The following is a 21,430-nucleotide window of genomic DNA, read 5'->3' as shown; positions in this document are numbered from 1 at the left end:
ATCGCGGGAACCCGCGCACCCTCGCCATACTCACCGCCGCGCGGTTTCGGCCTGCTCGGCCTGCTCGGCGCCCCTTTCCTGCTCGGCACTCCCTTTTTCCTCGGCCCGCTCGGCCTCGGCCTGCTCGGCGCGTTCGGCTTGGGCCTGCTCGGCCCGCTGGGAACGGTCGCCGCCCTCTCCCTCGTGGCCGGCCCCCGACTCCTCGGGCTGCGCCACCACTTTGCCGTCGCGCATCTCGCCTCGCCACGACCCGGTTGCCTTGCCCTGCATCATGATGAACCGGCGGAAATGCTTGAGATCGAGGCGGGCCCGCCGGCCGCCGGCACGCCAGATATTCCCCGTCCTCTCGACGAACCCGCTGGGATAGTATTCTATGGCCAGCAGGATCCGGGTGAGGTCGTCAGCGAGCGGATGAAAAGTGACGGCGCCCCTGGTGGAGCCCTTTCCGCCCTCGGACGTCCAAGCGATCCGCCGGTCCGGGATCTGCTCTTGGACGGTCGCCTTCCAGCTGCGTCGGGACTTGAAGACCTTGACCCGCCAGTTCTGCTCGGTCTCGCTCTTCGCTTCCACCGCCTCCACGCCCTTCATGAAACGGGCGAAATCCGGGAACTGCGTCCACTGGTCGTAGGCGACGGACACCGGGACACCGACGTCCACCGTCTCCTCGATGTTCGTGGCTTTGAGTGGCCCGCTCTTGCCGCCGCGCTTCCCGCGGCCGATCTCCAGCGCCCCCTTCGCCTTCTCGCGCATCGCCGAGGCCACGGTCCTGAAGGCCGTCTTCGTCGGCGGTTCCCCCTTGACCAGCCGCTGGACGCCCTCGGCGAGCGGGGAGAGCTTACCCCTCCTTGCCGTTCCTCTCGGCCAGCCCGTGGAGTTTCTCCGTGCTCGAGGTGAGCCGCTGCGCCGTCCTGCCGACCAGGTGCGCCCCACCCGCCTTCGCCAAGTTCTTCGTCTCGCCGAGCAGGCTCTTGGTCGCCGGGCTGTCACGCAGGGCACCGAGAAAACCCTGCGCCGGTGGCTTCGTCGTCGGCCGCTCTGTCGTCTGCGTCATCTCCGCTCCTCGTCGATCGGACCGTCCCTCGGATGTCACCGCTCGGAGGTGACGTTCTGCCGGCCACGCGCGGCGCGGCGCGGCCCCGCCGAACGTCCGGGCGAAGAACGGCGCTGCGCACCGGACTGCGCCACAGCCTCGGGCGCCGCTCCCTCACCGGCCGCCCGTTGCTCCGACCGCTCGCCCTGCTCGGTCTGCTCCGCCTGCCCACGCTGCTCGGTCTGCCCGCCCGAGGTGCCCTCCTCGGATTCCGCCGCGGCGGGCGCCAGCTTCTCGCCCTCTCCTTCGCCCCGGCCGGGTGCGGCGGCCTCCGGCACGGCCCCGGTCACCCCTTTGACGGCCCCGGTCACCCCCTCGGTGACCGCTCCCGTCGCCGCCTTGGCGACGTCACCCGCCTCGGCCAGGCCCTCGGTGAGCCGACCCGTACGCTGGTGGAGGTTCTCGGTGAGCCGACCCGCCCGGGCCTCGTACACCGACAGTGCCGCGCGCCGACCGGCCTCCAGCACAGGTCCGCGGACCTGGGCGAGCAGCTCCTCCGCCTCCGCGGAATGCAGCAGTTTCACTGTCTGATCACGGACGATGTCCTTGGCGTGATAGTTGCGCCCGGTCAGCCAGAGCCCGACTCCGATCGCCATCTTGGCTTTCTTGGTCCGGCCGAGGACATAGCCGCCGACGAGCGCCGCAGCGATCTTCGCACTGCTCATAGTTGATCATTCTCTTCCCAGATGTCGGAGTCCGAGCTCCAACCCCATCTGCCGGTCCCCCCGAAGGCGTCGGCGTCCGCCGTGTCACCGGCTCCGGGCGGACCCGTGGGGCCCTCGGCGAAGTCGATGGCGGGAAGTGGGCCGACGTATTCGATCGTGAAGTACGGACAGGTGCGACGGAGATCGGCGACGGCGGCGTCGAACGCGTCCACGGCGGCGTCGCGCAGCAGAAACGCCCAGCTGAGCACCGGGTCCTCCGCGCCGCCGTGCGGGCGCCGTGGCCGGTCGGATAGCGCCAGCGGACGCAGCAGGTCGAGGATCGCATCGGCCTGACGCTGCCGGCGGGCGATGACCAGGTCGGCCACCTGCTGACCCAGCCTGATCCGCGCGTCGAGATCCGCGGGCGGCGTGACCCCGACGAACGGGCTGCCCGGCAGTACCTCGGTGAGGGCGGACCGCTCGTCCTCCTCCACGTCGAGATACAGCTCCACCAGCCCTTCGAGCGCATCGAGCCGATCGGGCATCTCGTCGGCGAGCGGGGCGAGGACCTCACGGCACACGGCCGCCTCGTCGGGGGCGACGGTCCCGAACCGCAGCGGCAGCACGGGGCCTCCGGCGAGAAGTCGCTGCAGGATGTCCAGATGACGCACAGCCTCGGACTCGCCCAGAATCCCGACATCCGCGGTGACGCTGACCGCCGCCGCCAACGGCCCGAACCGCACCAGGTGCACCTGCCCCGGGGGGTGTCCGATGCCGGGCGGCGGTGGCGTCGGCGCCGGATGCCCGGACCGCGTGATGCCATAGATGATGACGGACATGGCGATCATCCCTCTCAGCCGCTGCGGCGGTCGCCCGGCGCACTGCGCCCGGCCGGCAGATCCCGCCGGGCGTGCTCCTCGGACGATCCGCCACGCAGCGAGCCCACCACCTCCTCGGCGGTGTCCTTCAATCCCTCGAGCGCCCCCTTCGACTTCTGCCTCGCGGTGCCGTCGGTGACCTCATGCATGAGTCCGGGCAGGCCCGAGACCTGCTCCTTGGGCGCGATGTCCAGCCGGTTCACCGCCTCGGCGAACCGGAGGTAAGTGTCCACGCTCGCGATGACGACCCGGGCGTCGACCGTGAGGATCTCGATTCCGACCAGCGCGACCCGCACGTAGGCGTCGATGACGATGCCCTTGTCGAGCACGACGTCGAGGACATCGGCCAGGCTGCTGGGCTTCGGAGCCCGGTTCATGGACTGACTGGAGACGCTCATGGCGCTGTCCTCGCCTTCTTCCATCGTTCTTCGTACGCGGAGGAGGCGGAGCGGGCCCTCGACGCGTCGGGGGCGGTCGGGTCGATCCCCGGCCCGGGATCGACGAGGTGACGGGCCCGCCGTAGTGCCTGCTCGGTCTCCTCGGGGCTCACGCCCAGCGACATGCGCACCTTCTCCAGGCTGGCACGGATCTCGATCAGCGCGCACCCCAGCTCGTCGATCTGCTCGGCGGTGAGGTCGCCACCGTCCATCCGGCGGATCGCCTACCGTTCCAGGAGCTCCCGCAGCAACTCGAGGACGACGACGACGAGATGCGCGAGACCGCGACCGACGTCCTGGGGATCCGCGTCCAATCGCAGCGTCCGCCGGGGGTTCCTGGTAGTACTCACCATCTCGTCTCCCGGCCGCCCTCCACGGCTGTCTGCACACCGATCAGCAGGGCGCGCAGATCGAGCCGGAGCAGGTCGACGCCGGCCAGCGCGACCACGACATCCCCACTGATCACCACGCCGCGGTCCACCAGCCGGTCGAGGAGATCGGCGATCGGTTGGGCGGTGCCGGCCCCCCGGCCCACCGAAGCACCCTGCCCCCGCACAGCGCCCCGTCCCGGCACGGCCCCCCGGGGAACCGGCACCTCGCCGAGTTCAGTCATCGCCGCCACCATGCCGTCCTCCGATAGCACCATTCCGTCCTCCGGCAGGACCCTGGACCCGATCGGCGGTGCGCACCCGGTCAGTGGTGCGCACCCGGTCAACCACCGGCGCTCCACCGCCGGGCGAGTCCTCGTGACCGTCGAAGGTGCCACCCAGGCGCTGGTCACCACCCAGCGTGATATGGACAAACGAGTAGGGTGGCCAGGGACCCGTCACCTCGGCGGGGCACCCCGCCGCGTCCAGCTCCCGCGTCAGCACGGTCGCCGTGGTGAGGAAAGCCTCCTCCTCCGAACGCGGCACGAGGTACGCGCAGTCGAACATCCGCCCCGGCCGACCGGTGTGCCGACGGGCGTCATCCCGCGTGTGCGCGGCCAGCTCCCGATCCGCCCGATCGACCATCGCCGCGATCTCGTCACGCCGGTCCCGCTCCGCCTGCAGCTCCCGGCGCCGCTCGGCAAGATAGGCCGTTCCCGAGCCGGTTGCCGAGCCGGCCCGCCCACCCACACCCACCGTGGGCACGGTCTCCGCCGGGTGGTGGACAGGCGAATCCACCCGGAATCCCCACTCACGGGCGTCCCGGACGGCGTCCAGCATCCGGAGCAGGTCCCGTACCTGGTCGTCGAGGATGGCCCGGGCCTGCTCCGGGTCGGCGAGCACCGTGCCGAACCGCAGCGGCAGCACACCGCCGCGTTCCAGCAGCTCCCACAGCACCTGATCGTGCCGGCGGGCCAGCACGGCGAGGCGACCGGTGTCGGAGACGTCCTCCTCGAGGTCACGCAGCAGGCTCAACTCGACCTCCGAGACGGCGAGTGACAACGGCCCGCAGGCGATCGCGTCCACCTCGGTGCCGGCGCCCAGCCCCTCGATTCCGGCGGTGTCGCTCGCCGCGGGGATGATGCCGTATGCGTAAAGACCGCGGTCGGTCCGGGACGCGCGCGAGGACGGCCGGACGCCGGGCCCGACCGCGCCCACAGTTTCGACGGTCGACTCCGGAACCGACTCCGGAACGGACTCCGACCGCGAGACCGACTCCGACCGCGAGACCGACCCCGACTGCGAGACCGGAACGGGAGGAAGGTCCCGGGGCGGGGTCACGACCGGCCGGATGCCCTCCATCACCACCCGGGTGATCTCACGGGCGAGGCACTCGACGATCTGATGTCGGGCGAGTTCGCGGGCCTCTCGGACGGCCTCCTCGACGATCTCAGGCGCGAGTCGCCGGGCGAGGGCCGTGAGATCCTCAGCCCCGGCCGTCGTGCTCATGGCCGCTACTCCCTCGTGTCCCGTTCCTCGGCGGCCGATACCCCGTCAAGGCCGATCCCCCCTGCGCCAGCCAGGCCGGCCGGCCCCGTCGAAGAGCCGCTCGACCGCGTCCGCCGGATCCCGGTCCGTCGGCTCGTCCACACCCTCCCCGGCACGATTCGCGATCTGCGCGGGACGGTCGGCGATCCGCTCAGGGTGGTCTTCGGTCCGCCCGGGCCACCGCCCGTCGGCGGGCTCGACCTCGGCCAGCCGCGACCGCAACCTCCTGTTCTCCTCCTCCAAAGATCGCGCCCGGGAGTTGAAGAAGGGGTCCGCGGTCCACCAGTCCAGGCCCATCTCCCGCGCCGTGTCCGCCGAGGCGATGAACAGCCGCAGCTTCAGGGTGAGCAGCTCGACGTCCAGGACGCTGACGACCACGTCTCCGACGATCACAACCCCCTTGTCGAGGACCCTTTCCAACACGTCGGCCAGCGAGTCCGGACGCGAACCACCCCAGGGCCGGGCACGAGGCGGCCCGGCGAAGAGGCTGCGGTCGACGGTCATGGCCCTGCCCGGTTCCTGCTGTCGCGATGGGCGACCTCACGCGGCAACCTCGTCAGTCGGTGGCGGTCAGTCGGTGGCGCCACGGACGAACCTCCGCAGCCGCTCGTAACCGACGAGGTTCCCCTCCCTGTCGACGTCCAGCCGGTAGGTGGCGAGCACGCTCGTGGTGGACGGGATGCGCTCCAACTCGACGACGTCGGCCAGCACCGACCAGCCGTCGTCGGTCCGCCGCACACCGGAGACCCGCTCCGGACTATGCCCCAGCAGCGTCCCGAACTCGTCCAGCACGCCGGGCAGCACCGCCGCCAGTCCCCCGCGGCCCACCCGGCGACGGGCGGTCCTGTCCTCGTCTGGGCTCATGGCCGGTGCGCGGCCCCCGTCCACCCCCGCCTCCGGGACAAGGAGGACCGAGGCATCGAAGACATCGACACGCGGCCCATTCCCGGGACTACCGGCTCCAAACTCCCAGCGTACGACGGGTGTCGACCGCAGATCACCGACCGCCGCACCACCCCGGAGGAGCCCCCGCCCGGAGGAGCCAAGGCCACCCACGCCGAAGATCCACTGGAGGTGGAGAGGTCAGCGCGTCCTACGGGATCAGCGCGCCCATGCCGCCCGCACTGCCCGCGTGGGGCTCGAAGATGATCGGTCCGAGCCAGCGGACCGGGTGAGGATCCTCTGGGTAATCTCCTCGGCCGTCAGCGGCGGCGCGAAGAGAAAGCCCTGCGCACTGTCGCAGGCGGCCGCGCGCAACCGCTCGGCCTGCATCAGGGTCTCGACGCCCTCGGCGGTCACCGTCAGGCGCAGGGTGTGAGCCAACGTGACCAGCGTCTGCACGATCTCCTCATTCCCCGGGTCGGCGTCCCGCGCCGAGCGGAAGCCCTCGATGAACGGTCCGGCGAGCTTGAGCGTGTGCACCGGCAGCCGACGCAGGTAGGCGAGGTTGGAATAACCGGTGCCGAAGTCGTCGATAGCGATCCGCACGCCCATCTCGGCGAGCCCGCGCAGGACCCGCAGCGGCTCGTCGGCCGTGCCCATGAAGGCGCTCTCGGTAAGTTCCAACTGGAGCAGGTCCGGGGAAAGCCCGGTCTCGTCGAGAATGCGTCGGACCTGTTCCACCAGGCCGGCCTCGCGGGTCTGCCGGGCGGCCAGGTTGACGCTGACGAACGGGGCGTGCGGATGACACTCCTGCCACTGCCGCGCCTGCCGGCAGGCAAGCTCCAGCACTCGCCGGCCGAGGGGCACGATCTGCCCGGTCTCCTCCGCCATCCCGATAAACAGATCCGGGGGCAGCAGACCGAGGCCGGGATGCCGCCAGCGGACCAGCGCCTCCACCCCGACCATCGCCCCGGCGGCCATCCTGGCACCCGCACCGTCGCCGAGAGCGATGATCGGCTGGTACTCGACGACGAACTGGTCCTGTTCGAGGGCGCGGGGCAGCATGGTCGACAGAGTGTGCCGGGTCACCTGCCGGACGCCTCGCTCCGCGTCGAACAGGGCCCAGCGGCCCTTCCCCTCCGCCTTCGCCCGGTAGAGCATGATGTCGGCGGCCCGCAGCAGATCGGCGTAGTCCCCGTCGGCGACGGGCCGTTCGACGATGCCGATGCTCGCTCTGATGGACAGCGCGTGGTCACCCACCCGCAGCGGGCTCGCCAGCGCCGCCAGCACGGTCTCGGCGACGGCGACGGCGTCCGCCGTGCCGGCTGTGTCGGCGACGAGGATCACAAACTCGTCACCACCCATCCTGACCAGGAGCTGCTCCGGGGACAGCACCCGACGCAGCCGGTCCGTGACGGCGACGAGCAACCGGTCGCCGACGTCGTGGCCGAGGCTGTCGTTCACCATCTTGAATCCGTCGAGATCGATGAAGCACAGCCCGATGCGACGTTCCGGTCCCGTGGCCATCAGTTCGTGGACCCGTTCGATGAGTACCGTCCGGTTCGGCAGGCCGGTGAGTGGGTCGTGCCGCGCCTGGCGGCGCAGCTGGCTCTGCAACAGATGCCGGTCGGTCACATCCACGATCATGGAGAGCTGCGCACGACACCGCCCGTCGTCGTCGCGCAGACACGACGTGGTCAGCTCGGCCCACACCACCGACCCGCCGATCCCGGTGAACCGCCGCTCCATCCGGATGTGCTCCGGTCCGGCGGTCCGCTGGGCGGCATAGGCCTCCCGGAACTCCCCCGCGTCCTCGGGATGCGCGAACTCGTCGATTGACCTGCCCCGCACCTGACCCGGGTCGACTCCGAGCATCCGCAGAAAAGCGTCGTTGGCGTCGATGATCCGTCCGTCTCCGTCATTGATCAGGATTCCGATCGCGGAGCCGGTGAAGATCAGCCGGAAGCGGGCATCGCTCGCGTGCAGGGCCGCGCGATGGATCGAGTCCTGCCCGGCGAGGATCCGCTCCCGCAGCGCATGGGCGTATCCCTGGGCCAGGCCGCCCTGCAACGCCGCCAGCCGGGCGCCGTACCCGTCGGCCGTCCCGAGTCGTAGGTCGGTGAGCAGTCTGGTGCCACAGATCTCGATGGTTCCGGCCAACGCGTCCGCGGCGCCGAAGGTGTACTCGACGACGGCAGCCCCGACCGCGGCCGCAGGGTCGGCCGTGAACGGTTCGGCGAGCAGGGCGTCGACGAGCCGGTCGCTCAACGCCCGTAACCGCTGCTCGACGTCGATCAGGCCGATCGCCGGGTAGCTGGCGCCGAGGATCTCTCGGGCCCAAGCCTGGGCGAAGCGCGCGACGCCCTGCTGGCGGGCCGTCTGGGGCAGGGACCTCACCGCACGCACTCCTCATCGCACGCATTTCTTACCGGACCATGACGAACCTTGGGCCTGACCCGCCCTGTGACAAAACCTCGGCCGCTGGCCGGAAAAGCGCCGGAAGCCGAAGAAAAACTAATACAAGTTAAGAAAAGTAAGAGATAGCCAGGAAAAACCATAAAAGGCCAAGAACAGCCAAGAACAGCCAAAGAACGGCGAGCTACCGGCGCCCGACCGCGGCAAGTACCGTGGAACGCACCGGGTTGCCCGCGAGGGGATCGGCGCCCATGCCCGCCGCGTCCGGGCGCCAGGCCGGCAGGTAGACCAGGCCCGGGTCAACGAGGTCGTATCCGCGGAGCAGACCGGCGATCTCCGCACGGGAACGCGGGGTCACCCCGGTGGGGGTCTCGTCGTAGACCTTGCTGGCCTGGTTGATCTCTACGGCCCGCTCGTCCGCGATCACATGCGAGATGGCCAGGTAACTGCCCGGCGCCATCGCCTCCCGGAAGGAATCGATGATGCCAGCCGGGTCATCGCTGTCGGGGACGAAATGCAGAACCGTCACCATGAGCACGGCGATCGGTTGAGAAAGATCGAGCAGCTCGGCCACCGCGCTGGAGCCGAGGATCGACGCGGGCTGCCGAACATCCGCCTGCAGCACCGTGGCCCGCGGATTGTCGGCGAGCAGCATCCGGGAGTGGATGACGGCGACCGGGTCGATGTCGACATAGACGACCCGGGCCTCCGGATTCACCCCTTCGGCGATCTCATGTACGTTACCGACCGTCGGCACCCCGGAGCCGAGATCCAGGAACTGTGTGATCCCGGCCTCGGCAGCGAGGAAGCGCACCGCCCGGTGCAGGAACAACCGGTTCGATCTGGCGATCAGCAGGGCATCCGGGAGGATCTCGAGGGCGGCGCGCGTCGCCTCCCGGTCCACCGCGAAATTGTGCGATCCGCCGAGCGCGTAGTCGTACATCCGCGCAGCGCTCGGGCGATTGACATCGATCCCCGCGGCCCACTCGGGCAACTCCTCCATGATCATCCATTCTCCTGCGCGACCCACTAGACGACGTATGGTGAGGAGATTGTCTACCATCGCTACCTTCGTCACCACACCGGCCGGTGTCGCTACGGAGACCAGTACCTCCACACCGCGTTCACACCGCGTTCGCACCCCGTTCGCTCGTTTCATCGCACGCCCGCCCTACCTCCCGCCCGGGCCTCCCAGCGGCGCGGACCGACCTCCGGCGGCGGCCCATGGGGAAGCCGCCGACCGTGCCGAATGTCCGGTTTGACCAGACCGTCCGACCCTGCTCTGCGTGGCCGTCCACGGATGACACTGGTCTGGAACCTGGATCGAGGGTCGACGCCCGCGACGGCCGAGGAGACCCCTACGGCCGGAAGAACCGGAAGAACCGAAAGAACCGGGAGGACCGGAGCTCGCGGCGGCAGCCGACAGACCGACGGCGGCCGGGACAGCACGGGTATTCGGGCGTCGCCCTCGGCCGGGACCACACGAGGCTCCGGTACGAGGTTCCGGGTGAGGAGTGGGACGAGATGCGCGCCCTCGTCGTGTATGAATCGATGTTCGGCAACACCAGGGTGATCGCGGACGCCGTCGCGATCGGCCTGTCGACGTGGTTGGACGTCGGACTCGTGGAGGTCGGCACCGCGGACCCGGCCCTGAACGACGATGTCAGGCTCCTCATCGTCGGCGGGCCCACCCATGCGTTCGAGATGAGTCGGCCCGAGACCCCGGCACGACGCCACCAGGCGGACCGAGGGCAACGTCGTGTCGCCGGGAATCGGGATCCGGGAGTGGCTCGAGGCACTACCCAGGCAACCGAGTGGGTCGCCCGAGGGGATACCGCTCACCGGAGCGGCCACGTTTGACACGAAGGTCCGTCACCCCCGTCCCGCGGGTTCGGCCGCGGCCGGTGCGGCAAAGTGCCTGCACCGTCTCGGCTTCTCCCTCCTCGACCGTCCGCGGAGTTTCTACGTCGACGGCCCGGCGGGCCCACTGGTGGCCGACGAACCCGAACGCGCCCGCCGCCGGGCCGAAAGCCTCGGATGGATGGTCCCTGCCTCGGCGAAGGGTAACGCGCTTTCCTGAGCCGCCTTGACACAGCAACACTTCACCCGGATCGCCGCCGAGTACGAACGGCTCGGTGGAGGAAGTCGGATCTTGCACGGATCTGTAAGGTTTCTGGTTGCACAAAGTGGCAGAGGCGATTTTCGGGCGTGACTACCGGGCGGCGAGGAAAGCGGCTTCGCGGGCGGCGACCTCGGTGACGCGGTTGACGTCCGTCCAAGCACGCTCGCGGAGAAAGGCGCCGAGGTCGTCTGGCCACCCCAGACGCTCGCCGAAGAACCAGGCAAGGAGCTTGTCGGCGTTGCTCTGATCATCGTCGGTGGACTGAGTCCACACCTGCCGTTTCCGCCTTGCTCGGCGGCAGCACTCGGGCCAGTCGGGTTCAGCCGAAAGGAGCGCTACCCAGTCGACCCATTCGCCGGACGACGCGCGCGCAATACCCTCAGCCACAGTGTGTGCCAACGGAACGGCCAAGAGGAACTCGTCAAGGATGCTGGCGATGGGCGTCTCCTGCCGCACGACTTCGTTCCAGAGCACGGTGGGGGTAAATTCAGTCGCAGCGGGCGAGGTCGTTTCGCTACTCGACGGCATGAGGTCGTCGCGCATCCGTTCGAGCATGGCCACTGCGTCGGCCCGCTTCTGATCGACTCGGCCTTGCGGCAGCCACGCGCGCAACGCCTCGAGCTGTTCGGGGGGGCACGGCACCAGGTTCAGCAGGTGCTCCCACCGGCGGTCAGCATAAAACAACGAACGTGCGGTCTGAACGACGAGCTCTCCGGTCATGCGAGAGACCACGCCCTGCGCCGTCGCGGCAGCTACGGTCGCTCGCACGTTCACCAGGGGCTCCGAAAGCGGCCGAAAGCCGTGCTTGCTCGTTGCATGCACAAGGGCCACCTCGTCGTCCGAGGTCAGCTCACCGGAGCAATATCCCGCAGCGATGTCACCGACGGCGACCATGCCGAAGGGCGCCAGCTCGGCGCCGCGTAGCGCCCCCATGCTCGACGACCCGTAGACCCGGATCCCGAGCCCTAGAGCGTACAGGATCTCCTTGTGCCACGCTGCCGGCACTTGGTGGAAGTAGCCGTCGATGATCCCGATCGTGGGCGGTCTCTCCTGGCTGATCCGCCACACGTCCCCGAGCTGAACAGGCGGCAGGAACTCGGCGTCCAGAACGGCGCGAGCGTCGTCGATGCCGAGTGTCGGGCCGAGGAAGACGACTGGCAATGGCCCAGTCACTGGCCCGGTCAACCGACGACGCCCTCGACAGCGGCGCGAGCGCGAGCACCCGGCCTGTACCCCGACACGTCACTGGGCGGCTCGAGACCTGGAACAACCGCGCGGCCGACCGCAACGCCGGTGTCCGGCCGGCTGAGGTCAACCCACCAAGGGTCGAAGCCTCGGGTGACGAGCGCACTCACCACGGCTTCCAGGTCGCGCTCGAGCGTGCTCGTCGAGAGGTCGGGGAGGTCGCTGACGTCGCGGCCGCCGCGCAACGACGCCCGCCATCGCTCTCGCAGCAGTCGCGCCTGCTCGGCGGCAGCGGAGCTCGGGCGGTAGCGGGCGCGGAACATGTCATCGCGTGCACCGCTGATGAGCGTGAGACGGCTCTGCGCCGCTTCGGTGACGGCACGGCACAGCGCGATGTCTCGACTGGGATGGCATCCCATGCCACTCGTGGCGTAGACCGTGAGAACCTGGTCGTCGGCGTCTGGCTCGAAGACTGTGCACTCCACAGTGGCGACGCCGACATCGCTCGTCGCGTCGTGGAGCATCACAGCGATCCCAGCCTCGTCGAAGCGCTCAAGCAGTGACCTGCCGACCGGGTCGGTGACGCTGCCAAGATCGATGGTGGTCGTGGTGACGTCGCCGGTAAGCCGCCACATGGTGATCGCATCGCGTTCGATCAGCTCGCAGAGTGCGTGGAGCTTGGCTTCGAAGCCGTTGTTGCCCGACGACAGACCGTTCGAGGTACAGCTGAACCAGCCGCTACCTGGCGGTTCCTGAACTCGACCGTCGGTGTGCACTACCTCGAACGGGACAAGCGCCGCAGTGCCGTCGACGAGCGAGGCGGCCGCCACCCACGTCGTCGGTGTCGTGGTCGCAAAATTCGCTCCGGTTGCCCGAGCCAGGCCAGACCAATCGGCTATCTGGTGGCGCGGCGCAAGGTCGCAGGCGGGTCCCCACACGGTCGGCACACTCGCCCGTTCGGCGTGCCACAGCTCGACGGATTCCATGATTGCCGAGGCTTTGGCGGCGGCAAGCGTGACGCCCTTGCCCATCGAGACGGCCAGCGAGTAAGCGGCCGGGCGGCAGGCAGTCACCACCGGTATGCCGATCCGGTCCAGTCCAGTGACGTCCGCTACTCTCGTGATCCCGAAGATGTCGAGCTGGCCGCGCAGCCGCCGGACGGTTTCTTCCGGCGCCACCGCGCGGTGGGTCCCGAGGGTGAAGGTCTTTGCTGTCATCGCGATCCTCCGGCCACCAGATGCACGACGTCAGTTGCCATCTCGGTCCGAGGTCGCCAGGCGCAGGCGAGGTCTCGTGCGCGCCGCGGCGGAGCGGGCCGGCGGGTCGGCGTCGGGTGTCAGTGGCAAGGCCAGTGCCAAGAACCGGTCGCCATCCCGGAACACGAGGCGAGCATCGGTCATCTCGGTCAAAAAGGCTCGCACTTCGTCGGGATCGAGGTCAAGGTCGCGGTCACGAAGCAGGCGACCCGCCGCGCTCGACGGGGTGGCGCCGTCGAGGCAGGCGAGGTAGAGCTCCGCCTCGACGTCGTCGAGGAAGATGTCGCGGCTCGGGAGCAAGGGGCGACGGTCGCGGATACGCAGGAACCCCGGCCCTCTCTCGTATCGAAGCGACCGGTGGCGCCCGGGCGTCCAGCAGCGGTCCCAGGCGTCGACCGCGTCACGCAACGGGGCGACCGCTTGTTCGGGGTCGTGCCCGTCCACGTGCTCGTACTCGAACGCATACGCCAGGCCGGCGAGCTCGTCCGCCGGCACGGAGTGCAGGTGGCGGTAGTAGGCGGCGGTAGTAGGCGGCGGGACCGAGCAGCCGCAAGCCGTGGGACGCGGGTTTGTCGAAGTAAGGGCTGAACCGCTGGACCTGAAGCCGGACCAGCCCGGGCGGCTTGAGGTGGACAAGTGACTTCACCAGGTCTGCCATCGCCACGTAGTCTTCGTCGGTCTCGCCCGGCAGCCCGTAAATGATATTCCAGGTCGGAAGCAGCTCGTAGCGCGCCGCAAAGAGCAGGAGGCGTATATTTTGCCACACGGCGACACCCTTGTCGATACTACGCAGCAGGGGTGTGCTCAACGTCTCGATGCCGGGCTGTATCCGGTGGACTCCCGCGTCGCGAAGCTGTCGGACCTGGTCGGGCACGAGGTTCGACTTGATCTCGTAAAAGAAGCGGTAGTCGTGGCCGGCCTTGCGCCGTTTGGCGAGCTCAGGCAACACGCTGTCGAAGAACTTGGGATCCAGGATGTTGTCGACGACGTCGAACTCCACCCTGCGGTGGCGGCGGGCGAGAAACTCGATTTCGTCCACGACCTGGTCCGGGGCTTTGGCCCGGAAGGTCATGCTCGACCCGTTCAGCCCGCAGAACGTGCAGTGGTGACGCTCCCCCCACCAGCACCCTCGGGAGGTCTCGACGACCAGACGCGTCCGGGACGACAACGACTCGCGTAGCGGCGACCGGGCAAGCCGCTCGAAGTACTCGTCGTACACCGGGGTCAGTGCTTCCGACATGGCGAAGCGGTGAACGCGTGAGCCCTCGTCACCGCTCCCACGGGCGAGCAGGCCGGGACCGCTCCCAGGCTGGCGTCCGGCCAACAGTTCGGTGCACAGCGGCCCGAAGGTACGCTCGGCGTCGCCTTGGACGACGTAGTCGACCTCGTCGTAGAGCCGGTGCAACGCGGTCCCCAGCTCGGCGTCGCAGTTGGCGCCGCCGAACACGACGACGAGGTCGCGATCTTTCGACTTCAACCGGCGGGCAAGTGCCAACGAAGGCACCGTCTGCGAGAACGTCGTAGTGAAACCGACCACCGCCGGCTCGGTTGCGAGGATCTCGTCGGCCGACGCAGACAGGAACGCGTCAGTAAGTTCCCTCATGCCCAATGCAGCATCGACGACCGCGTCCGGCACCTGTTCCCGCCGCAGGTAGTCGACGTAGTCGCTCCACTCCTGTACCGGCCGCCCGGGATCCTTGAAGATCCACTCACCTAGCCGACTCTCCACCAGCACCGCACGACGGCGTCGTACAGCGTCGGGGCGATGCCGTTGCCGGCGAAGTAGCCCGCCGCTTCGAGCTGGAGGCTGTAGGCGTTGACGGGCAGCCCGGCGCGTTCGGCGACGGCGGTCAGGATGCCAATCTGGATACTCGGCGTCTCCGGAGACGCCCATGGCATCGCGACGACGCTGATGCTCTTCACGAGACGTCCGGCAGCGCATCGACGACGTGTGCCTGAAGCCCGTCGATCCGTTCGACGACCTCGCGCCTGATGTCCGGCCACCACGGCCGGACCAGGTCCGCTACCGAGCCCTGGGCGAAACCCCGGACACTGCGAACGAGGCGGGCCCGGACGGCGCGGGGCTCGAAACCCGCCGTTCTGCTCCCGAGCGCCCACAGGTGCGCGAGACCGAACCACACGTGGACTGCCTCCAGGAACGGTCGAACGGGAAGTAGGCGCCCGGTCCAGGGCGACCGGACGCACGGCACCTCGACAGCGGCGTCGCCGCCCACCCACGGGCGTTGCAGGCGCTCTCGGTATAGCAGGCCGTGGATGGCTTCATGGACGACGCCCTCGGCGAGACAGTCCAGCGAGGCCTCAGGGTGGTGCGGGTTGGTCACGAACGACCGGCCGATGTAGTTGCCGTTCGTGCCCGAGGCGACGTGGTCAGCGCCGTCAGGATCGATCTGCAGCACCAGGACGCAGGTGGCACGCTGCACGAAGGGCTCGACGGCGCTCGACAGCCCAGCAAGCGAGGACATGGTCTCGACGAGGCGTCGATGGATCGTGTTCACCTGGTCGACGGTGAACGACGGCCGGGAGGCGTTCGTACGCTCGAATCGTCCGCTCAGGTCAATGCCGCGACCTCTCGGGCTGCCGAAGTCCAGCGCCATGGTGCGGTCGCCGGGCAGCTGCGGCCACCCGTCGGTGGTGCCGTCCGGGCGCACGCAGACATCTCCCAGTGCCGACCAGGAAGGTTTCGTCGGGGGCGGTCCCTTGCCGGCGAGCGTCATCTCGACCCCGATCGCCGCGGCGAGAAAAGCTTCGACGTCGTCGGGTCCAGTCGTGGCGAACAGCAAGCGCCGGGTGACTTCCGGCGCGCGCAGCACGCGCCGCTGCCGATGCTCGTCGAGCTGCGTGATCGCGGTGACGGCACCAGCGCCGGACCGACGCCGCAAGGCCTCCGCTGTTCTGTCGACGACGGCGCTGTCGAGCGTGTCGATGAGCGTGGTCCCGTCGAGCCAGGTCAAGGCCTCGCCGACGTCGTCCAGGCTCATACGACCACTCGGGTCATCTCGGCGAGAGCCTGGCGGCGCAGGGCGGTCTCCTCGATGTCGACGTCGAGGCGCTTACGGACGTGAGCAAACAGCGCGAGCAGGTCAGCGCACCACACGCTCGGGTTGTCGAACGCCGCGTTCGATGACCAGCGATGAGGCAGGTAGCCGCCGGAACACGTGGTCGCCTCCGGGCAGGTCTGGCAACCCGTCGGCACCGGTAGTCCGTCGAACATCGCCGCACGGTGCAGCGATGAGAGCGCGCCCACGTCGGACACGTCGTTGGCGAACACGTTGAGGCCCGTCCCAGCCATGCCGTGCCGACAGACCCTGAGGGCGTCGAGATCCTCGACGGCGCCGTCGGGTTCGATGAACACGAATCCGAACGGTTCGTTCCCGACCATGTCGATGTTGGAGCGACCACCGAGCACAAGTCGCGAAACGGCCACGAAAAGTGGGATTCTGGTCGACACCGGGTCGTTGACCCACCACTCGTCGAAGACCGGTAGTAGGTAGTCTGCACACGGTGTCGGGCCGTGGGCCCGGCGCACCTCGGCCACAGTGTCATGGGTGAAGTCGGGGAGGAGGTAGTTCATGGTGCGGAAACCCAGCGAAGTGATGTGCCGGTGGATCGAAACACTGTCGGCTCCGAACTGGACGACTGCGAGCGCACCCATCCCTACGCCGTGTCTTCTCAGACAGTCGATTCCGCTCACCACGCGCTCATGCGACCCGGCGCCGCGCCGGTCCACTCGGGCGGCGTCATGAATCTCCGCGGGGCCGTCGATCGACACGCCGATTTCGATGCGGTGCTCGACGAAGAGCTCCACCCAGTCGTCGATCAGGGTGGCGTTGGTCTGCAGGTTGAAGTCGACCCGGGCCGTGCCAGCCAGCCGCTCTCGGATGCGCCGGCACCAGCGGTCCACAAGTGCTCGGCCGGCGAGCAGGGGTTCGCCGCCGTGGAACGTTATCCGCACTCGCCGCTGGCCGGTCGCCTCGCACCACGCCTCGATGCGACCAAGCGCCGCCTCGACGACGTCGTCGCGCATGACGACCGGGCGGTCCTGCCAGGTATTGTCACCTTTATTATAAACATAGCAGTAGCTGCAGTCGAGGTTGCACCGAGATGCAATTTTGAAGACGAACGCGAGAGATTTTCCGGCAAACTGAGGAGTCGAAATGAAATAACTTGCGCGTTTCGAACCCTCCACAGGCCTGTGACCTGCGATGATGCTCTCGATCACATATTTGTTACTTCATTACGTCCCCATAGGATGCGGAGAAGTGCAATAGCCTTACGCAATATTGGCCGGTCGAATCGCTACGTTGGCGCTGGCCGGGGACCGGCCTCCGGCCGCGGGATGGCCAGTATGACGCGGCTGGGTTGCGGCCGAGCGAACCGGAGTGCCCGCCGCATCCGGCCCGGCTGTTCTGCGGGCTGGTCGCCTCGGCGCGTATCGACGGCGACTGGGTGGCGTTGCGCTGGCTGGAGACCTGGGGCGGCCGGTAGTCGTCATCCAGCCATGCTGCGCTTCGCGGCCTTGGCGGCCACGGTCACGTCGCCCATTCGCTCCGGCGGGCTCATGCCCGCGGCGAGCAGGGAGTTGAGCATGGCGCGGATGCCCGACCCGCGGTTTTCGCAGACGGTGCGGGTCTCGCCGGGGATCGGGACGTCCTCGAGAATCTTGATAAGGGTGGCGTTGCGGGCCGAGGAGATGCCTTCTTCGCCGAGGCTGTCGACCGTGACCGGACCGAACAGCCCACCGGGATTGCGAATGACCAGACGGTCGGGGTACATCTCGACCTGGACCTGGGTGCCGCGGGCGCCACCGGCAAGGTCACGGTGGACCAGCGCGTTGACGACCGCCTCGCGCAGAGCGGTCTCCGGGTACTCCCAGACGTCCTGCCGGCCCACGCCTCCGATGACCGCCCGGCGGGACATGTTGCGGCGGACTGCCGCCAGCGTGTCGCGGACCATGACCGGGACCGGGCCTTCCAACGTCACGCTGTCCAGGAACCGTTCAGTGGGCCGGCCGCCGGTCTCGGTCGGGTAGTGCACGAAGGTGACCATCAGTTGCGGGAAGTGCTCCTGCGGATAGCTGCCGAGCGCCAGCAGCCCTGCCAGCGAGACCACGTCTTCGCCATCGTTTCCAGGCACGAGCACCCTGGCACGGCGCAGCACCGCCAACCGGTCCAGATCCTTGAACGCATACGGCCTGCTGACCCTTAGCCGGGCGATCAACACGTCGACACCGGCCGCATCCAGATGATCCAGACCAACACCGTGGACGGCCTGCTCGTCCTCACGGGGCTGCCCACGTGAGGACAACATCACCTGGACCTCATAGGCCGACAGCCGACGATCATCATCGCCTACTCTGACATAGCTGCCCTTGGTGATGCCGGCTCCGCGCGAGTAGCAGGGCTTCTGAGCGGGATCTAGCTCGGGGACCTCGGCGACCAGAACCTGGACGCCTTCAAAGTCATGAATCTTGATCAGCGGTCGCAGCGGAGGCTCCATGTCCTCGGAACACATCGAGCCGAGATTGGCTGTCAGCCTCGCCGGATCAGGCAGTCCGGTCGCAACGAAGCCCTGGGCTTCGTCCAGCCCAAGGACGATCACGCCACCTCGCGTGTTGGCAAACCCCGAGAGTGTCTCGCGCAGCGACTTCGGCAGCCCACCCTGCGCCTTCTTCACCTCGACGTCGGCGATGTCCGCACCGATGGCGCGGAGGTTGGCGAGGTCGTGAGTCCGGACCGAGCCCAACAAGTCGCCGATCAAGATCCGTCCGCACCTCGGCGCCGGGCGCCGACGGTCGTCATAACCGGGGTTCGACGACAGATGGGGCCGCGGGTGCGGCAGCGCGCTCGGCGGCCGCCAGCCGTCGGCCGGTCCACCGGCGCAGACCGGTCGCGGCGAGCACGACGCCACCGCCGACGGCGTAAGAATACACCCGCAAGGTCCACGCGTCGCCGGGCAGATCCGTGAACAGCGAGACGTAGACGGGGTGCGCGGCCGCGGCGACGGCGAGCCATTCCAGCCGCCCGGCGATGACGGCGAGCGCCGCCAGCAGCACCCCGTACCAGGGCTGGACCGGGGTCGCGACAAGGAACGCGGCACCGACCAGCCACAGCGCGGCCCGTTCGACGGGAACCCGCTGTGGATCGGTCCGCAGCACGGCGACCGTGACCGCCGCCAGCAGGGTGGCCGCTACCGCCTTCGCCGCGGATCCGTCCAGGTGCAGCAGCCCGGCGAGCAGGAGGAAGCGGCTGCCCTCGCCGTAGCCCTCGACGTCGAGGTACTGCGGGAGGAAGCCCAGCGCCTGTGTACCGACGGTGAGGATGTGCGGCAGGTAGGACAGCACGACCACCCCCGCTGCGGCCCCGGCGAGCGTGACGGGCCGGCGCCGGGCCGCCGCGGGCAGCAGCAACGCCGGGTACAGCTTCACCGCCACCGCGCCGCCGAGCAGCGCCCCGGCGACCCCCGTCCGCAGCGGATGGGACCGGGCGGTGAGGACCGCCAGAGCGCTGAGCGCCAGCACGGCCCCGAGGACGTCGACGTGCGCATCGGAACCGATCTCCAGGCCGGCGAGCGGCGAGAACGCATAGAAGGCCGCGTGGCGCGGGTCGCGGGTCGCGGCCTCGCGCCACCAGCATCCGCATCATCAGCCCGACCAGTGCCAGGGACGTCAGCGAGGCGTAGAGCTGGAGTTTGTGTTCGCGCGGCGGCCCCGGCAGGACATGAACGGCGGTGAAGTACGCCTGCGCCACCGGCGGGTAGATGGTGTGGGCGCGCGGGTAGTTCAGCCGGATACAGTGCGGCCCGCGCCCGATCGCCGCGCACCCGGCCGGATCCGGGAACAGCCAGCGATCGCGCAGCCGGGCCAGTTCCGGAGCGAGCGGGCCGTACCGGTAGGGGTCGATCCCGGCAGCCTGGACCCGACCGTCCCAGGCGTAGCGGTACAGGTCGTCGGAGAGCTGCGGGCCGGTGGTGGCCGCGACGGCGTGGATGGCGACAATTCCGCCGAGCAGCATGGCGACAGCCAACCGGCGCGGGGCCGCGTGGACCAGCAGCGCGGCTGTGGCGACACCGAGCGCCCACCAGAGCATGACGGGGTAGAGCACCCCTGCCCGACCGGGCAGGTATCCCGGCGCCGCGAGGACGGCGCGCTGCGCCGCGAGCAGGCCCGCGAGCCCGACACCCGCCCCGGCCAGGGCCAAGGCGGGCCTGAGGCGTGGCGCGGTGCGGGTTCTGGGCATGGTCCCGAGACTGGCAGGCGCAGCGCCGGCGCGGGAACACCGCGCCAGGCCTTCCTCGTTCCGTAATGCCGGTACTCGGTCGCGAGTGGTCCCGGCGGCCTACCGTGCATTCGTGCGACAATTGCCTCGCCAGTTGCCCCGTCGGTTGCCTCATCTGCTGACCGAAAAGCTGCCGGAACCACCCCCGGTCCTGCGGCGCGGCCCCCTGCGCGAAAACGCATTCCCCAGTCGGCTGCACGATCCACGGATGGCGGCTCTCCTCGGCCTCTGGCTCGGGATCGCCTTCGGAACATGCTTTCTGACCGGGCTGGTGTCGCATTTCATGCAGCATCCGCCGTCCTGGCTGGAATGGCCTTCCCGACCCGTCTGGCTGTACCGGGTGACCCAGGGCCTGCACGTGACCACCGGACTCGCGAGCGTCCCACTGCTGCTGGCGAAGCTGTGGACGGTGTATCCGCTGTTGTGGGAATGGCCCCCGATCCGTTCCGTCGCCCATGCGGTGGAGCGGATAACGATCGTGCCGTTGATCGCAGGGGCGATCTTCCAGCTCAGCACGGGCATCGCGAACATCGCGCAGTGGTACCGGTTCCACTTCTTCTTCACCGTGACCCATTACTGGGTCGCCTGGATCACAATCGGCGCGCTGGTCCTCCACATCGTCGCGAAGCTCACCGTCGTCCAGGCGAACGTGGGCCGTCGCCGCCATGAGCGCGCGCCCCTGAACGGCGCCGCCACCACCATGACCGGCGACGCCACCATGACCGGCGCCGCCCCGGGGACGGGCAGTCTGACGCGGCGCGGCCTCGGCCTCGCGACGGGGACCGCCGCCGGGGTAATCGTGGCGACGACCGCTGGCCAGTCGGTCCCGGGCCTGGCCCGGCTGGACCTGCTCGCGCCGCGGCGGCCCGACATCGGCCCGCAGGGGCTCCCGGTGAACCGCACGGCGCGAGCCGCGCGGGTCACCTCCCTCGCCCGTGACCCCGGGTACCGGCTGGAGGTGGTCGGTCCGCGCCGGATAGTGTACACCATCGAGGAGCTGTACGCGCTGCGTCGGTACAGCTCGAAGCTGCCGATCACCTGCGTCGAGGGATGGGCCGCGGACGCCACCTGGCACGGGCCGCGGCTGCGGGATCTGCTGGACGCCGCCATGATCCCCGCCGACGCGACGGTCCGGGTCGAGTCCCTCGAGGCCCGCGGGGGCTACCGGGCAAGCGACGTCAGCCCCTCGCACGCCCGCGACTCGTTGACCCTGCTCGCGACCGGGGTGAACGGCGCCGGCCTCGACCTCGACCACGGTTATCTGGATCTGTCGCTGATCTTGTGATTCTTCTGGCCCGCCGGTGATCATC

General features: G+C 69.1%; 24 protein-coding genes and 1 pseudogene. 4 read left to right on the top strand and 21 right to left on the bottom strand.

Annotated elements, in window-relative coordinates; genetic code table 11:
• Nucleotides 1-30 precede the first annotated feature (30 nt).
• The 12 genes and pseudogenes from AC08OQ_RS03040 to AC08OQ_RS02985 form a co-directional block, all read right to left on the bottom strand.
• Nucleotides 31-750, bottom strand: coding sequence for an SRPBCC family protein (locus tag AC08OQ_RS03040; RefSeq protein WP_476599038.1), 720 nt, complete (start codon nt 748-750; stop codon nt 31-33).
• Between the two features lie 85 nt (nt 751-835).
• Nucleotides 836-1,051 carry a hypothetical protein gene (locus tag AC08OQ_RS03035; RefSeq protein WP_476599036.1) on the bottom strand — a complete coding sequence of 72 codons (216 nt, stop codon included), beginning with the start codon at nt 1,049-1,051 and terminating at the stop codon, nt 836-838.
• Nucleotides 1,052-1,086: 35 nt separating this feature from the next.
• A complete protein-coding gene (locus AC08OQ_RS03030) occupies nt 1,087-1,755 on the bottom strand; it encodes a hypothetical protein (protein WP_476599034.1) in 669 nt (222 codons plus the stop codon).
• Nucleotides 1,752-2,573 carry a GvpL/GvpF family gas vesicle protein gene (locus AC08OQ_RS03025; RefSeq protein ID WP_476599032.1) on the bottom strand — a complete coding sequence of 274 codons (822 nt, stop codon included), beginning with the start codon at nt 2,571-2,573 and terminating at the stop codon, nt 1,752-1,754. The genes AC08OQ_RS03030 and AC08OQ_RS03025 overlap by 4 nt, the downstream gene beginning before the upstream one ends.
• Before the next feature lie 14 nt (nt 2,574-2,587).
• The gene (locus AC08OQ_RS03020; protein ID WP_476599031.1) at nt 2,588-3,010 is read right to left on the bottom strand and encodes a gas vesicle structural protein GvpA; all 423 of its coding nucleotides are present in this window, start codon (nt 3,008-3,010) and stop codon (nt 2,588-2,590) included.
• Nucleotides 3,007-3,399: pseudogene (gene gvpK / locus AC08OQ_RS03015) on the bottom strand (gas vesicle protein GvpK). Before gvpK ends, AC08OQ_RS03020 begins: the two are co-directional and overlap by 4 nt.
• Nucleotides 3,396-3,662 carry a gas vesicle protein gene (locus AC08OQ_RS03010; protein WP_476604497.1) on the bottom strand — a complete coding sequence of 89 codons (267 nt, stop codon included), beginning with the start codon at nt 3,660-3,662 and terminating at the stop codon, nt 3,396-3,398. The pseudogene gvpK and the gene AC08OQ_RS03010 overlap by 4 nt, the downstream one beginning before the upstream one ends.
• Complete coding sequence (locus AC08OQ_RS03005; RefSeq protein ID WP_476611889.1) at nt 3,655-4,926, bottom strand: GvpL/GvpF family gas vesicle protein; 1,272 nt, start codon at nt 4,924-4,926, stop codon at nt 3,655-3,657. Before AC08OQ_RS03005 ends, AC08OQ_RS03010 begins: the two co-directional genes overlap by 8 nt.
• Nucleotides 4,927-4,971: 45 nt before the next feature.
• Nucleotides 4,972-5,469 (bottom strand): gas vesicle protein, encoded by a 498-nt coding sequence (locus tag AC08OQ_RS03000; protein WP_476599025.1) that lies wholly within the window; start codon nt 5,467-5,469, stop codon nt 4,972-4,974.
• Between the two features lie 66 nt (nt 5,470-5,535).
• The gene (locus AC08OQ_RS02995; RefSeq protein WP_476611888.1) at nt 5,536-5,853 is read right to left on the bottom strand and encodes a gas vesicle protein GvpO; all 318 of its coding nucleotides are present in this window, start codon (nt 5,851-5,853) and stop codon (nt 5,536-5,538) included.
• A gap of 213 nt (nt 5,854-6,066) precedes the next feature.
• Nucleotides 6,067-8,244, bottom strand: coding sequence for a putative bifunctional diguanylate cyclase/phosphodiesterase (locus AC08OQ_RS02990; protein ID WP_476599023.1), 2,178 nt, complete (start codon nt 8,242-8,244; stop codon nt 6,067-6,069).
• Nucleotides 8,245-8,446: 202 nt separating this feature from the next.
• Nucleotides 8,447-9,265: an SAM-dependent methyltransferase gene (locus AC08OQ_RS02985; RefSeq protein WP_476599021.1), complete on the bottom strand. Its 819-nt coding sequence runs from the start codon at nt 9,263-9,265 to the stop codon at nt 8,447-8,449.
• 756 nt (nt 9,266-10,021) lie between these two features.
• Here AC08OQ_RS02985 and AC08OQ_RS02980 point away from each other — a divergent pair.
• Nucleotides 10,022-10,342, top strand: a complete 321-nt coding sequence (locus tag AC08OQ_RS02980; RefSeq protein WP_462203021.1) for a hypothetical protein — start codon at nt 10,022-10,024, stop codon at nt 10,340-10,342.
• 132 nt (nt 10,343-10,474) lie between these two features.
• Here AC08OQ_RS02980 and AC08OQ_RS02975 read toward each other — a convergent pair whose 3' ends face one another.
• Genes AC08OQ_RS02975 through AC08OQ_RS02945 form a run of 7 tightly spaced genes read right to left on the bottom strand, consistent with a single transcriptional unit; the run spans nt 10,475 to nt 17,032 of the window.
• Nucleotides 10,475-11,545: a TfuA-like protein gene (locus tag AC08OQ_RS02975; RefSeq protein ID WP_476599019.1), complete on the bottom strand. Its 1,071-nt coding sequence runs from the start codon at nt 11,543-11,545 to the stop codon at nt 10,475-10,477.
• 20 nt (nt 11,546-11,565) lie between these two features.
• Nucleotides 11,566-12,786: a YcaO-like family protein gene (locus AC08OQ_RS02970; RefSeq protein WP_476604494.1), complete on the bottom strand. Its 1,221-nt coding sequence runs from the start codon at nt 12,784-12,786 to the stop codon at nt 11,566-11,568.
• A gap of 30 nt (nt 12,787-12,816) precedes the next feature.
• Nucleotides 12,817-13,269, bottom strand: a complete 453-nt coding sequence (locus tag AC08OQ_RS02965; RefSeq protein ID WP_476611887.1) for a hypothetical protein — start codon at nt 13,267-13,269, stop codon at nt 12,817-12,819.
• Nucleotides 13,226-14,554, bottom strand: a complete 1,329-nt coding sequence (locus AC08OQ_RS02960; RefSeq protein ID WP_476601574.1) for a RiPP maturation radical SAM C-methyltransferase — start codon at nt 14,552-14,554, stop codon at nt 13,226-13,228. Before AC08OQ_RS02960 ends, AC08OQ_RS02965 begins: the two co-directional genes overlap by 44 nt.
• Complete coding sequence (locus AC08OQ_RS02955; RefSeq protein ID WP_476601575.1) at nt 14,539-14,748, bottom strand: hypothetical protein; 210 nt, start codon at nt 14,746-14,748, stop codon at nt 14,539-14,541. Before AC08OQ_RS02955 ends, AC08OQ_RS02960 begins: the two co-directional genes overlap by 16 nt.
• Nucleotides 14,745-15,824 (bottom strand): hypothetical protein, encoded by a 1,080-nt coding sequence (locus AC08OQ_RS02950; protein WP_476601576.1) that lies wholly within the window; start codon nt 15,822-15,824, stop codon nt 14,745-14,747. The genes AC08OQ_RS02955 and AC08OQ_RS02950 overlap by 4 nt, the downstream gene beginning before the upstream one ends.
• The gene (locus tag AC08OQ_RS02945; protein ID WP_476601577.1) at nt 15,821-17,032 is read right to left on the bottom strand and encodes a radical SAM protein; all 1,212 of its coding nucleotides are present in this window, start codon (nt 17,030-17,032) and stop codon (nt 15,821-15,823) included. The genes AC08OQ_RS02950 and AC08OQ_RS02945 overlap by 4 nt, the downstream gene beginning before the upstream one ends.
• A gap of 173 nt (nt 17,033-17,205) precedes the next feature.
• Between AC08OQ_RS02945 and AC08OQ_RS02940 the strand changes: the two genes are divergently transcribed.
• Entirely contained in the window at nt 17,206-17,331 is a 126-nt protein-coding gene (locus AC08OQ_RS02940; RefSeq protein WP_462186878.1) for a hypothetical protein, read from the top strand.
• Nucleotides 17,332-17,334: 3 nt separating this feature from the next.
• On the opposite strand, the gene AC08OQ_RS02935 is transcribed toward AC08OQ_RS02940, so the two are convergent.
• Nucleotides 17,335-18,603 (bottom strand): ATP-binding protein, encoded by a 1,269-nt coding sequence (locus tag AC08OQ_RS02935; protein WP_476604493.1) that lies wholly within the window; start codon nt 18,601-18,603, stop codon nt 17,335-17,337.
• 37 nt (nt 18,604-18,640) lie between these two features.
• On the bottom strand, nt 18,641-19,363 hold the full coding sequence (locus tag AC08OQ_RS02930; protein WP_476601579.1) for a glycosyltransferase 87 family protein: 723 nt from the start codon (nt 19,361-19,363) through the stop codon (nt 18,641-18,643).
• A gap of 274 nt (nt 19,364-19,637) precedes the next feature.
• On the opposite strand from AC08OQ_RS02930, the gene AC08OQ_RS02925 reads away from it, so the two are divergent.
• Together AC08OQ_RS02925 and AC08OQ_RS02920 are read left to right on the top strand one after the other, a co-directional pair.
• Nucleotides 19,638-20,147 (top strand): hypothetical protein, encoded by a 510-nt coding sequence (locus tag AC08OQ_RS02925; protein WP_476601580.1) that lies wholly within the window; start codon nt 19,638-19,640, stop codon nt 20,145-20,147.
• Between the two features lie 181 nt (nt 20,148-20,328).
• Nucleotides 20,329-21,405: a molybdopterin-dependent oxidoreductase gene (locus tag AC08OQ_RS02920; protein ID WP_476604492.1), complete on the top strand. Its 1,077-nt coding sequence runs from the start codon at nt 20,329-20,331 to the stop codon at nt 21,403-21,405.
• Nucleotides 21,406-21,430: the final 25 nt, after the last annotated feature.

The sequence above is a fragment of the Frankia sp. CcCS3 genome, assembly GCF_977927575.1.
Note: the sequence above shows the minus strand (reverse complement) of the source record. Positions and strands in the feature narration are given on the sequence as shown.

Coding starts and splice junctions, on each gene's coding strand:
- AC08OQ_RS03035 (WP_476599036.1), bottom strand. CDS start 1,051: ATGACGCAGACGACAGAGCGGCCGACGACGAAGCCACCGGCGCAGGGT.
- AC08OQ_RS02970 (WP_476604494.1), bottom strand. CDS start 12,786: ATGACAGCAAAGACCTTCACCCTCGGGACCCACCGCGCGGTGGCGCCG.
- AC08OQ_RS03005 (WP_476611889.1), bottom strand. CDS start 4,926: ATGAGCACGACGGCCGGGGCTGAGGATCTCACGGCCCTCGCCCGGCGA.
- AC08OQ_RS02950 (WP_476601576.1), bottom strand. CDS start 15,824: ATGAGCCTGGACGACGTCGGCGAGGCCTTGACCTGGCTCGACGGGACC.
- AC08OQ_RS02920 (WP_476604492.1), top strand. CDS start 20,329: ATGGCGGCTCTCCTCGGCCTCTGGCTCGGGATCGCCTTCGGAACATGC.
- AC08OQ_RS02985 (WP_476599021.1), bottom strand. CDS start 9,265: ATGGAGGAGTTGCCCGAGTGGGCCGCGGGGATCGATGTCAATCGCCCG.
- AC08OQ_RS03000 (WP_476599025.1), bottom strand. CDS start 5,469: ATGACCGTCGACCGCAGCCTCTTCGCCGGGCCGCCTCGTGCCCGGCCC.
- AC08OQ_RS03010 (WP_476604497.1), bottom strand. CDS start 3,662: ATGACTGAACTCGGCGAGGTGCCGGTTCCCCGGGGGGCCGTGCCGGGA.
- AC08OQ_RS03020 (WP_476599031.1), bottom strand. CDS start 3,010: ATGAGCGTCTCCAGTCAGTCCATGAACCGGGCTCCGAAGCCCAGCAGC.
- AC08OQ_RS03030 (WP_476599034.1), bottom strand. CDS start 1,755: ATGAGCAGTGCGAAGATCGCTGCGGCGCTCGTCGGCGGCTATGTCCTC.
- AC08OQ_RS03025 (WP_476599032.1), bottom strand. CDS start 2,573: ATGTCCGTCATCATCTATGGCATCACGCGGTCCGGGCATCCGGCGCCG.
- AC08OQ_RS03040 (WP_476599038.1), bottom strand. CDS start 750: ATGCGCGAGAAGGCGAAGGGGGCGCTGGAGATCGGCCGCGGGAAGCGC.